We start from the raw sequence: 12,131 nt of genomic DNA on the forward strand, positions 1-12,131 counted from the left end.
TTGGTCGGACTTTTTTTGTTGTAAAATGTTAAACTGGTGGAAGTGTATTAATAATAAATGAGGTGTGAACCCATGAAAAAGTTACTTCAGAAGAACATTATTTTAATTCTAACGATTATTATCGGTGGCATACTCGTAATAGGTGTTAAATTTGATCAAGCACTGTATTCAGATACGATTGTTAAAATAACACAGGTTAAGGATGAAAAAACTGAAAAAGTAACAGATGAATTTGAAAATAAAGATACACAGACTAAACAAAAATTATTTGGAACTGTGATGAATGGTAAGTATAAAGGGCAAAAAATAAGACTACCAAATACATATTCTTCATCTCGCGCAAATGATCAAAAATACCAGAAAAATGATCAAGTATTTGTAACGATTAATCCTCATAAAAGTGGATTAACTGGTATTATTGATGGGTTCAAACGAGATGTCGTCGTGGCCATATTAATTTGGATTGCCGTTAGTATGCTGGTAGGATTTATGCAGTTTAGTGGCATGATTGCTGTATTAAGTATCGTCTTAAATATGATTATTTTCTTTTTAGCCATTAAATTTGAAATATTCGTTAATATTACGAACTTCTTTTGGATTTTCGCAGGTATTGCTCTAATATTTGCAGTACTGACCTTGAGTTTGGTAATTGGCTTTAATCGACAGATGCTGGTCACGTTATTGGCAACTTTGACGGGAACTAGTTTATCGTTAATCATTAGTGTCATTATTTTAAAACTGACAAATGATCAAGGGATGCATTACGAAGCTCTATCTTATGCAACGCAAGCGCCAAAGGAACTATTCCTTGCTGCCACACTACTAGGTTCTCTAGGGGCTGTCATGGATGAATCGACAGATATCGTTGCAACACTATTTCAATTAAAAAAAGAACAACCAACTATTTCATCGAAAGAACTTTTTAAATCTGGACGTGAGGTTGGACAATCGATTATGGGACCATTAATTAACGTCTTATTCTTAATTTTTATTGCTGACATTTTCCCACTTGCCGTTTTGTACTTTAGAACGACCAATACAATTGGCTATACTTTTTCATGGACCATGGCTTTAGGAGTTGTCCAAACATTAATCAGCGGTATTGGGATTGTCATTGCGATACCTGTCGCAAGTTTTTTTGCAAGTCGATTAATCAAAGGGGATGACACATTATGATTACAATTGGTTGGTTAAGTGCCATTTTATTTGTCTTAATGGTCATTGTTGGAGGAATGAATGGTGTTCGTTCATTTTTAAGCTTATTTTTTAATTTTATCATGTTATTTTTTACGATTATTTTAATTACGGGAGGATTTCCGCCGGTAGCAGTGACCCTAATTAATGGCATTATTATTTTAGCTATTACGATTTTTCTTGGTGATGATAATGTGCAAGTTACTGAAACTGCTTTTTATGCTTCGTTAATTGTTCTGGTTATTCTCGTTCTTTTGATTATTCCAGTTGAACATTTTGCTGCAGTTCAAGGTTTTGGTGCAGAAGATAGTGAAGAAATAGAAGCATTTTCGTTATTAGTAGGCGCTAATTTTATGCAAATAGCGATTTCAACAGCTATTTTTAGTACTTTAGGCGCAATTGCTGAAGGTGCGATTGCAATTTCGGCTGGCTTAAATGAGATTATTGAACAAACACCAACAATTGATTTAAAAAAGTTATACGCAGCTGGTATTAGTATTGGTAAACATATTATTGGAACAACGTTTAATACACTATTTTTTGGTTTCTTTGGTGGCTTTTTAGCGCTATTTATTTTATTAGTACAGACGCATGCTACATTCGCAGATATTATAAATGATAAAATTTTTGTTGCAGAATTAATAATGATTTTATTTTCTATTATAGGTGTTATTCTAGCGGTTCCAATTACAGCATGGGTTTTAATTCAAAAATTAAAAATAAAAAAATAATTGAAATGAGTTTATGGTTATGTGTATAATTAAGAGATACTAATATAGGGGGATTTAAAATTGAATTATAAAAATTATATTGCTGAATTTATCGGCACATTTTTCTTGGTATTATTTGGTACAGGGGCAGTTACGTTAGGTAACGGTAGCCCACTTGTTATTGCACTTGCATTTGGTTTAGCTATTACATTGATGGTTTATGCTATTGGACCTGTTTCAGGTGCACACATCAATCCTGCTGTTTCATTAGCAATGTACATCAACAAGCGCATGTCATTGACTGATATGGTTGCTTACTGGGTTAGTCAAATCTTAGGTGCGATTGTAGCATCTAGCGTGGTTAAGATGATTATTTCATCAATGACAGATACATCAAAAGTTGCTGATGGTTTTGGTTCAAATAGTTATGCAACAATTCCTGGTGGTATGGCATTTTTCGTTGAAGCCTTATTCGCATTCTTATTCATCTTTATTATTTTGATGGTTACGAGTGAAAAATTTGGTAACAGTAATATTGCTGGCTTTGTGATTGGTTTAACATTAACAGTACTTATCTTTGTTGGTTTACCACTTACAGGGGTTTCAGTTAACCCTGCTCGTAGTATTGGACCTGCACTTTATGCCGGTGGCGATGCACTTTCACAACTTTGGGTATTTATTCTTGCACCATTAGTTGGTGGTGCTATTGCAGCATTCGCAGCAAAATATATTTTTAACAGTGAAGAAGCTTAATTTAATTAAGTGAATCATAAGCAGTGAATTCCGAGAGGGAATTTGCTGCTTTTTATTTTTAATGTATGTTATGGTTAATATAGATAGTGACAAGTGAGAGGAGAAATAATGGCATTTTTAGGAACGATTTGTTTAGTATTAGTGGCAACATCAATTGCGGGTCATGTCAGCACACGAATTGGTGTTCCTAGTGTTATCGGGCAATTATTAGTTGGTGTTTTACTTGGACCAGCAATGTTGAATTGGGTCCATTCAGATCATTTATTTGCGATGTTCGCAGAAATTGGTGTGATTATTTTAATGTTTATGGCGGGATTAGAAAGTGATTTAGATCTACTTAAAAAGTATTTAAAACCGGCCTTATCAGTTGCGACTTTAGGTGTTGTCTTCCCTATCTTAGTTGTCTATTACTTTGGTCGAATTTATAATTTTGGATTTGAATCGGCTTTATTTTTAGGTGTTATCTTTGCGGCAACGTCAGTTAGTATTTCCGTCGAAGTCTTGAAAGAATTAAAACGATTAGATTCAAAAGAAGGTGCAACAATCCTAGGTGCGGCCGTTGTGGATGATATCTTAGCTGTTGTTATTTTAAGTGTATTAGTTAGTGTATTTGGTAATATTACAAGTACCGGTGATAGCGCACAAGCTAACATTTGGATTGGCTTCTTATTAGAATTTGTTTACTTCATTGGTATTTTAATCCTATTCAAGTGGGTGGCGCCTTTCTTGATGAGATTAAGTGAACGATTATTAGTTGGCTCATCGATTACGATTATGTCACTGGTTATCTGTCTAGGTATGGCCTACTTAGCTGACTTAGTGGGGTTAAGTGCTGTTGTTGGTGCCTTTTTTGCAGGAATTGCAGTGGCACAAACACCGTATAAAAAAGAAATTGATGCCAATATTGAACCAATTGGTTATGCAGTCTTTATTCCAATGTTTTTCACGAGTATTGGATTAAGCATGTCATTTGATGGATTTATGAAAAATATTTGGTTTATCGTTATTTTAACGATTTTGGCCGTCCTCACAAAATTACTAGGTGGTGGATTAGGTGCTAGGTTACTTGGATTTGATTTAAATAGTGCATATGTAATCGGTGCGGGGATGATTTCTCGTGGCGAAATGGCTTTGATTATTGTCCAAATTGGGTATACCGCACACTTGTTGTCGACGGAATACTATTCGGCAGTTATCATGGTAATTATTATTTCAACTATCGTAGCACCGTTTATGTTAAAACATGCGATTGGTCGACAAAATAAAATTGAATTGAAGAAATAGTTGAACTGTTGAGGAACTAGCCTAGTGCTAATTTTTCAACAGTTTTTTATTTTTAAATGGTTACTAAATATCGCTATTCTGGCGTATTCATTTTATAATGAATTAAATAACTTCAAATGAAGAAGGTGGAATAATGAAACAATTATTGATTGCACAAGATTTATCTAGTGTTGGTGGTGTTTCATTAGGGATTGCGGTTCCTGTTTTAGCTAGTTATCAACAACGGACGACAATATTGCCAACAATGTTATTAAGTAGTCATACAGGTGGATTTGGAGTACCAATGAAGGTAGACATCTCACCATTTATAAAAGCTTTTGAAGAACACTGGGCAACTATTCCAGTTCAATTTACGGGCGCATATTTGGGCTATCTAGGGACGGCAGAAAGTATTAAAATGATGGGGATTCTACTAGATAGGTTATCTGATGATAAAGCACTCACCGTTATTGATCCAGTTATGGCTGATCACGGCACGTTATATTCAGGACTGACAAACGACTATGTAGAAGAATTAAGCATGTTATGTTTAACGCAAGCAGATTTAATTTTACCCAATTTAACAGAGGCTTACTTATTGGCAGACTGTAATTATCAGGAAAATCCTAGCGAGGCAGAAATTAAAAAGTTACTAACACGTTTATTAAAGAAATTAAATTTAAAAGCGGTTATAATTACAGGAGTTACAAACCAGAAAAATCAAATTGGTGTTGTTTTTCTAACAAAAGAAGGCGAATCAGGTTGGGTATTAAAAGAACAACGTGAGAATCATTATTTTGGGACAGGAGACTTGCTAGCAAGCTGCGTAGTGGGTGAGTTAATGAATGGTCATTCACTAAGGGAAGCATTGGAATTTGCAGTAGAAGTAACATGGAAAGCGATGAGTAATTCTGATAATGAAGGACTTGATCAAAGGTTAGGGGTTAATTTTATGAGTATTTTACCCGATATTAACGATAGAATGGAAAAATAAAATGAGAAATGAAAGATTAAGAAGCATTATTTTAGCGGGATTATTTGCGGCAATTATTTATATAGGTATCTCAGTTTTTAGAATACCAATCCCAGCTATGGTGGGAAAACCATTTATTCATTTCGGTAATTCACTAGCAGCATTGGCCGTGATTTTTTTAGGGTTTAGTTATGGCACAATTGCAGGAGCGATTGGTCTGGGATTATTTGATATTTTGAATGGTTATGCAGATACGTCATATTTTACTGTACTAGAAGTAGTGGTTATTGCATTACTAATTACGGTTGTTACGAAAGGATTAAAAAATTATCATGGTAAATATTGGATTATCATTATTGCTGCAACGGCAGGAATTGGTAAAATAGGAACATCATATTTAGTTTCGATTGGTGAAGCAATGATTAAAGGTGTTAGTTTTAATGTCGCCGCTGTTCAGGCGTTTTTAAGTTTACCTGCAACTGTTGTTAATTCAATCTCGACAATTATCATTGTTAGTTTATTATACGTACCCATTAAGCGATTGATGGTAAGGTTTAATCGGTAAAAAAGTCCAAATAAAAAAGGGTTGATGTGCGTGAGCTCACATTTACCCTCTATACAAATTGTCCAGATTGAACATATTTCATTTCTGTTGATAAGTTGGAAACGGCTGTTTCGATTGTTACCCCAGAACCTGAAATGGCTGGATTATTTTTTGAACTAGCAATAAAGATTTGTTTTTCAGTGTCTAAAGAAATCGTATACCAGTTTTTACTAAATGTTCCAAATTTCATAAGTGTGTATCCTCCGTATTTCTATATCTTACTACCATGAAAGCGCATTCTACTTTCTTTAGTAGAAGCTTAGTATAGTACGTACATAAAATGAATGCAAGTCATTTGTTTTATATTAACCAAAAATTTTTTAAATAATATGAAGAAGTCTAAAAACGATAAAGGGATGATTTAATGCAAAAACGAATATTCGTGATCACGGGTGCTCCGGGAACAGGTAAAACGACGATTAGAGACTATCTAACCAAGCAATTTGATGCCAAAAAGGTGATTACTCACACAACTAGGCAACCAAGAGTTAATGAAAAAAATGGTCGCGATTATTATTTTGAATCCGATGAAACTTTTTTTAATTTTCATTATTTAGAACATGTTGAGTATGATCGCCATTACTATGGTTCATCAAGAGAAGCGATAGATGCTGCTTGGTCAGAGGCAAAAAATGCGACAATTGTACTCGATACGGCAGGTGCCATCACGTATTCAAAAGAATTACCAAAAGAAACAGTTGTCTTATATTTGTCTGTATCGGATAATCAGATATTACAAGATCGGTTAATTAAACGGGGAGATACGATTCGAAATCGAAGTTTACGCTTAGATTCTGGTGAAGCAAAACGAGACATGAAACTTCCAGCAGATCTTGAAGGTATAGCACATGTCATTATTAATGACGATTTAGTTGACGCAAAGAAACAGATTGATCAGTTAATTCAATCATTAGGTTAAGAGTGATTGCTTTTTTTAGTTGATATGGTATTCTTCTTAAAGAGTAACCATTATTATTTAGAAATGGAGATAAGCCTTTTGACTGAATTAATTGATGATGCATTGCATATACTAAAAGAAAATAAATATAAAATTACGAAACAAAGAAAAAGTTTATTAACGTATTTAAGTCAGTATGAGGAAGCTTATGTTGACGTTACAGTTGTGGATGACTATATGAGAAATAAATATCCAGGGATGAGTCATAATACAATTTATCGAAATATCAAAGAATTTAAAGAAATGGGTCTTGTTGAGCAACGGATGAATGGTGAACGAGCCTGTGTAAAATATCAATGTGATTTTAGTCACAAACATCACCATCATTTTATTTGTACTTCTTGTAGTAAGGTGGTTGAACTTGATAGCTGTCCGCTAGATTATTTTGTAAAACAGTTACCAGGTTACAAAATAGAAGAACATAAATTTGAATTACATGGGATTTGTGATGAATGCCAAAAAAAATTATCGAAAAATTAAGTTTATCTTCGAATAAACTTCAATAACAAATGGTTTAATGGAAAAAGTACAAAATTGGAGTGAGAGTTAATGGCATATAGAACGCCACCATTTATAACACCTTTTGCAATTGTTTCTATCGTACTTGCATTGGGCGCAACTAACGTTGTTGTTAACAAAACAACGAATACAAACGAAGGAGCAACAGTTTCTTCAGTAGCTTCATCACCGTCGGAAACTAAACCTAAAGTAGACGATAATTCGAGTTCCAAAGAAGTAAGTTCATCTTCTGAGACGAGTTCTTCTGATTCGTCCTCTTCATCAGAAAGTTCAAAAGATGAGTCTAGTAGTTCAAGTGCTGCCGATGAAACATCAAACAAATCAGCAAGTACAAGTGCCGATAATACAACGGATGATAAGAGCGCGGAAACAAGTACCGATGACACAACTGATACAAGTACAGATACTGATACAAATGCGGATAAAGCTAGCTCGGCAACAAGCACAAGTAGTAGCGTGAAGAATACTAAAACGGTAACGACTGACAAAGCCAAAGCCAGTGCAGAAACGACAAATACAGACTAAGGATTAGGAGGTAAATAAATGTTTAGTTTACTAGATTTAGCAAACCATTATTTAGGGTTTATTAATGTTAATTTAAAATTAAAAAATAGAATTTATACTGTTTTAGGCTTTCTTGGTAATTGGTATTTATTGTATATCGCATCACGATATTTCATAAATGGTTATTATGTTAGAGGTAGTTTGTTTATTCTTGCTTTTTTTGTTTTATTATATTTTATTGTTTTAAATGTTATTCATTATTTTACAAATAAAACAACTAAATTTGATCCTTCACCGAAAATTGAAAAATTGTTGGGCGGACCGCCTAAGGAAGAAATTGAAGGAGATAAACGTCGCCGAATGCAACCAGGTTATGTTCAAACGAATGGCCTATTTGATTCTAAAATGCTGATGCCAGCGACACTTAGGACAAATAGAAACGAAAAAGTAAGTATTCAAAAAATTGCTGATCAAATGAAGCAAGTTAAGTATTCAGATTTTGATTATGATGGATTGTCAGATGATGCTATTATAAAAGAAATTCAGAAAACAGGAAAACCAGTGTCAGAGTTAGCACAGCCCGTTGCTTTTCCATTTTTTGAATTAAAAATAGAAGACGAAAAAATGAATGTTTACGCTGGAATGAATCAGATTGATAAACAATTGATTGGTCGCCTAACCCATGTTGGTTTATCTGATATTGAAACGGCTAAAGAACAATATGATATTTACTTAGCAACAGCAACTATTTATGGTGGTAATCAGAAGGTTGCTGGTCGATCATCAGTTATTGAAGAATCACATAAATTTCACGTTAAAGTTCAAATTGCCTATAAAGAAAAAGAAAATTAGTAAAAAAGTGATAGCAAATAACTACATTGCTATCACTTTTTTTGTGATTATATGGTACATTTAAAAAAGACTGCAATTAAACATCCATTTGGTAGTATAATTAAAGTATCACAAAAAAGAATAAAAGAGTTAAGAGAAGGGGATTGAGAGTATGGCAATGATCGAATTTAAAAATGTGGAGAAATATTACGATAAATTTCACGCATTGAAGAATATCAATTTAAAAGTTGAAGCAGGCGAAGTCGTCGTTATTATCGGGCCATCTGGTTCTGGAAAAAGTACATTAATCAGAACTATCAATGGTTTAGAGCAAGTTAACGAGGGGCAACTATTAGTTGATAATTTTGATTTAGCAGATAAGAAAACGAATATTGATAAAATCAGAAAAAATGTTGGGATGGTATTTCAACATTTTAACTTGTACGAAAACAAAACTGTTTTAGAAAATATTATGCTTGCACCACGTTTAGTTTTAAAACGGGATGAAGCTGAAAATAAAAAAATCGCAATGGATTTATTAAAAACAGTTGGACTTGATGATAAAGCACAATCATATCCTAGAATGTTATCAGGTGGACAATCGCAAAGAATTGCCATTGCCCGTAGTCTAGCTATGAAACCTAAGGCGCTATTATTTGATGAACCAACTTCTGCATTAGATCCTGAAACAATTGACGATGTTTTAAAAGTTATGAAAGATATCGCTAAAAATGATGGGATCACAATGATTGTTGTAACTCATGAAATGGGCTTTGCTCGTGAAGTAGCCGATCGTGTTATTTTCATGGCTGATGGTCAAATTCTTGAGGATGATACAACAGTAGAATTTTTCGACAATCCAAAAGAAGAACGTGCAAAAAAATTCTTGAGTAAAATTATTAAACATTAAGGAGCTCAAGACTGTGAGAGTGGGGATTAAAATATGAAACAATTAAGAAAAATTAGCTTATTGTTTATGAGTATAGCTATGGTATTAGTTATTGCAGGCTGTGGAGCGCAAAGTAAAGCCAACATTGCAACAACAGCTAAAGAAACAAAAACAATTAACTGGGGTGTTAAAGCAGATACGAAGTTATTTGGTTTAATGAACATCAAAACCGGTGAAATCCAAGGATTTGATATTGATATTGCTAAGGCAGTGACAAAAAAAATCTTAGGTAAAGATGGTAAAGCTAATTTTGTTCAGGTAACAAGTAAAACAAGAATTCCACTTTTGAAAAATGGAAATATTGATGCAATTATTGCGACGATGTCCATTTCTAAAGATCGTGAAAAACAAGTTGATTTTTCTAACTCTTATTTTGCTGCCGGACAAGCTATTTTAGTTAAAAGAACAAGCTCAATTAAATCCGTAAAAGATTTGAATAAAGACGGTATGGTTGTTTTAGGTGTTAAGGGTTCAACTTCAGTTATTAACATGAAGAAGTATGCACCTAAAGCAGAAGTGCTGGAACTAGATGATTATGCGCAAGCATTAACCGCACTAAAATCTGGTCAAGGTGATGCTTTAACAACTGATAATGGTATTTTATATGGGATGGTTAAAGAGAATTCTGATTTTGCTGTTGTTGGTGGTACTTTTACGCATGAACCTTACGGAATTGCGATTGATAAAGGCCAAGGTGAATTTAAGAATGAAGTTAATAAGGCTTTAGCTGAAATGCGTGCCGATGGCTCGTATGAAAAATTATTAAACAAATGGTTTGGCGATATTCCAGGATTTAGTGTGAAGGAGGCGAGTCAACAATGATTACGATTTTTACAGAACATTGGCAAGCCTTATTAACAGGACTTGGCTATACATTGTGTTCAAGTGTACTCGCATTATTTTTTAGTTTAATTATAGGTTCGTTCTTTGCAATTTTGGAAGAAATGCCATATCGAATTTTAAAAATTATTGCACGTATCTATATTGAAATATTTAGAAATATTCCGTTATTGGTTGTTGCAATGTTTTTCTACGTTGTGGTACCTATGTACGTTACGAATATCAACGGATTTACAGCTGGAACAATCGGACTAACGATTTACACATCTGCCTTTATTGCAGAAACAGTTCGTGCTGGGATTAGAGCTGTTGATCCTGGACAAATGGAAGGTGCTCGCTCAAACGGGTTAACATTCATGCAATCGATGTTTCATATTATTTTACCCCAGGCATTTAAATATGTGATTCCACCTTTGGGTAATCAGTTCATTAATTTGGTAAAAAACTCTTCAGTTTTAGCCTTCGTTGCTGGATTTGATTTAATGTACCAAGGTGATATTATCGCATCAACAACATTTGATACAATCAACACGTACATTATCGTTGGGGTGTTATATTTAATTATCACGATGCCATTAAGTTATTACATGAGACATTTAGAAAAGAAATTAAGTTAAAGGGGGTCTAGAAAAATATGTCAGATTTTATTGCAGCATATAGTTGGGAAAATATTCGCTACTTACTACAAGGATTATTAGTAACAATCGAAGTTTCAGTTATTTCAATTATTTTCAGTTTTATAATTGGCGCTATTCTAGGCCTAACACGATATATTAAAGTAAAACGTTTATCTGCTATAGTTGGTTTTATAATTGATTTAATTCGAAATTTACCATTACTTTTAATCTTATTTTTCGTTTATTTTGGCTTAGCAAATGTTGGTATTCGGTTATCAATTTTCTGGTCAGCAACGTTAGCGATGACCGTTTTCGAATCAGCAATGTTAGCTGAAATCATTCGAAGTGGTATTCAAGCTGTTGAACCCGGACAAATGGAAGGTGCTCGCGCAAATGGTCTAACTTATTGGCAAGGTCTGCGTGTGATTGTCTTACCACAAGCTTTAAAGAAAATGATTCCACCATTGGTTAGTCAATTTATCTCATTAATTAAAGATACGTCATTGGCTACTATCATTGTTTTACCAGAGTTACTGTATCATGCACAATTAGTATACGGTCAAAATACTAATTATGTTATTCCAATGTTCGTCGCTTTAGCAGTGATGTACTTCGTCGTTTGTTATGCACTATCATTGGTTTCAAGATACTTAGAAAGACGCTTAGCGTAGACAATAAAATAAAAATGGTTGTTGAAATCTATATAGATTTTAGCAACCATTTTTATTAGTTAGTAGAATCGGCATAAAATGACGGTTTGTTTGATTGAAAAATAAATTAGAAAGAAGATGATGTCATGGTGAAAATTGCTGTTATTCTAGGGAGTTCAAGAGAGAATTCTATTGGTAAAAGGGTCATTAAGTATATTGAAGGAGTAGCAAAAAATCAGGATAATGTTGAATTTTCATTTCTAAAATTAAGTGACTATCAGTTAACCTTCTTCCACGAAAAATTGGCACCTATGCAAAATGAAAATCGACAACTACCTGAAAATGAAGCACGATGGATAGCGGATGTAGCTGCGGCAGATGGCTTTATTATCTTAACGCCTGAATATAATCATGCTATTCCAGCCGTTTTGAAAAATGCAATCGATTATTTGGCTTTTGAAGGGCAACGTAAACCAGTTAAGATTGTGGGCTACTCAGATAACATGCGCGGTGCACAATTTGCAACAGCTGAATTAGTACCTATTTTGAATCGATTAGGATTTATCACGTTGCCTACGCCAACATTATTGGGAATAGTTGATCAAACATTTAATGAAGATGGACAACTAAATAACGATGCTAAGTTAACAGATTATACAAAAAATAAAATTGCTCAGACTTTGCAAGAAATTAAATTTTATACACAACTTTTTGTGAATAATCCTTTTCCCGGAAAATGATGAATTAAAAATAAAAATGTGTAATG

General features: G+C 33.7%; 16 protein-coding genes. 15 read left to right on the top strand and 1 reads right to left on the bottom strand.

Features of this window, described 5'->3' with window-relative positions:
• Nucleotides 1-72: 72 nt before the first annotated feature.
• From AC1RP4_RS01250 to AC1RP4_RS01275, 6 genes are all read left to right on the top strand, one after another.
• Complete coding sequence (locus AC1RP4_RS01250) at nucleotides 73-1,176, top strand: YibE/F family protein (RefSeq protein WP_481760939.1); 1,104 nt, start codon at nucleotides 73-75, stop codon at nucleotides 1,174-1,176.
• The gene (locus AC1RP4_RS01255) at nucleotides 1,173-1,925 is read left to right on the top strand and encodes a YibE/F family protein (RefSeq protein ID WP_481760938.1); all 753 of its coding nucleotides are present in this window, start codon (nucleotides 1,173-1,175) and stop codon (nucleotides 1,923-1,925) included. The genes AC1RP4_RS01250 and AC1RP4_RS01255 overlap by 4 nt, the downstream gene beginning before the upstream one ends.
• A gap of 60 nt (nucleotides 1,926-1,985) precedes the next feature.
• Nucleotides 1,986-2,657, top strand: a complete 672-nt coding sequence (locus AC1RP4_RS01260; RefSeq protein WP_481760937.1) for an MIP/aquaporin family protein — start codon at nucleotides 1,986-1,988, stop codon at nucleotides 2,655-2,657.
• Nucleotides 2,658-2,765: 108 nt separating this feature from the next.
• Complete coding sequence (locus tag AC1RP4_RS01265; RefSeq protein WP_481760936.1) at nucleotides 2,766-3,941, top strand: cation:proton antiporter; 1,176 nt, start codon at nucleotides 2,766-2,768, stop codon at nucleotides 3,939-3,941.
• Nucleotides 3,942-4,074: 133 nt separating this feature from the next.
• Entirely contained in the window at nucleotides 4,075-4,914 is an 840-nt protein-coding gene (locus tag AC1RP4_RS01270) for a pyridoxamine kinase (RefSeq protein WP_481760935.1), read from the top strand.
• 1 nt (nucleotide 4,915) lies between these two features.
• Entirely contained in the window at nucleotides 4,916-5,458 is a 543-nt protein-coding gene (locus tag AC1RP4_RS01275; protein WP_481760934.1) for an ECF transporter S component, read from the top strand.
• Between the two features lie 49 nt (nucleotides 5,459-5,507).
• On the opposite strand, the gene AC1RP4_RS01280 is transcribed toward AC1RP4_RS01275, so the two are convergent.
• Nucleotides 5,508-5,687 carry a hypothetical protein gene (locus tag AC1RP4_RS01280; RefSeq protein WP_409021673.1) on the bottom strand — a complete coding sequence of 60 codons (180 nt, stop codon included), beginning with the start codon at nucleotides 5,685-5,687 and terminating at the stop codon, nucleotides 5,508-5,510.
• Nucleotides 5,688-5,861: 174 nt separating this feature from the next.
• On the opposite strand from AC1RP4_RS01280, the gene AC1RP4_RS01285 reads away from it, so the two are divergent.
• The 9 genes from AC1RP4_RS01285 (at nucleotide 5,862) to AC1RP4_RS01325 (ending at nucleotide 12,105) form a co-directional block, all read left to right on the top strand.
• Nucleotides 5,862-6,416 (top strand): guanylate kinase, encoded by a 555-nt coding sequence (locus tag AC1RP4_RS01285; protein ID WP_481760933.1) that lies wholly within the window; start codon nucleotides 5,862-5,864, stop codon nucleotides 6,414-6,416.
• A 78-nt stretch (nucleotides 6,417-6,494) separates the two neighbouring features.
• Nucleotides 6,495-6,935, top strand: a complete 441-nt coding sequence (locus AC1RP4_RS01290; protein ID WP_409021670.1) for a Fur family transcriptional regulator — start codon at nucleotides 6,495-6,497, stop codon at nucleotides 6,933-6,935.
• A 69-nt stretch (nucleotides 6,936-7,004) separates the two neighbouring features.
• Nucleotides 7,005-7,499: a hypothetical protein gene (locus AC1RP4_RS01295; protein ID WP_481760932.1), complete on the top strand. Its 495-nt coding sequence runs from the start codon at nucleotides 7,005-7,007 to the stop codon at nucleotides 7,497-7,499.
• 18 nt (nucleotides 7,500-7,517) lie between these two features.
• Nucleotides 7,518-8,330, top strand: a complete 813-nt coding sequence (locus AC1RP4_RS01300; protein WP_481760931.1) for a DUF6681 family protein — start codon at nucleotides 7,518-7,520, stop codon at nucleotides 8,328-8,330.
• A 151-nt stretch (nucleotides 8,331-8,481) separates the two neighbouring features.
• Entirely contained in the window at nucleotides 8,482-9,219 is a 738-nt protein-coding gene (locus tag AC1RP4_RS01305) for an amino acid ABC transporter ATP-binding protein (protein WP_409021667.1), read from the top strand.
• Nucleotides 9,220-9,252: 33 nt separating this feature from the next.
• Entirely contained in the window at nucleotides 9,253-10,080 is an 828-nt protein-coding gene (locus AC1RP4_RS01310; protein ID WP_481760930.1) for a glutamate ABC transporter substrate-binding protein, read from the top strand.
• A complete protein-coding gene (locus AC1RP4_RS01315) occupies nucleotides 10,077-10,715 on the top strand; it encodes an amino acid ABC transporter permease (RefSeq protein ID WP_481760929.1) in 639 nt (212 codons plus the stop codon). Before AC1RP4_RS01310 ends, AC1RP4_RS01315 begins: the two co-directional genes overlap by 4 nt.
• Before the next feature lie 17 nt (nucleotides 10,716-10,732).
• Nucleotides 10,733-11,386 carry an amino acid ABC transporter permease gene (locus tag AC1RP4_RS01320; protein ID WP_409021664.1) on the top strand — a complete coding sequence of 218 codons (654 nt, stop codon included), beginning with the start codon at nucleotides 10,733-10,735 and terminating at the stop codon, nucleotides 11,384-11,386.
• Between the two features lie 125 nt (nucleotides 11,387-11,511).
• Complete coding sequence (locus AC1RP4_RS01325) at nucleotides 11,512-12,105, top strand: NADPH-dependent FMN reductase (protein WP_481760928.1); 594 nt, start codon at nucleotides 11,512-11,514, stop codon at nucleotides 12,103-12,105.
• The last annotated feature ends 26 nt before the right edge of the window (nucleotides 12,106-12,131 follow it).

It is taken from the genome of Dellaglioa sp. CoH-56-MRSF-10 (assembly GCF_056782175.1).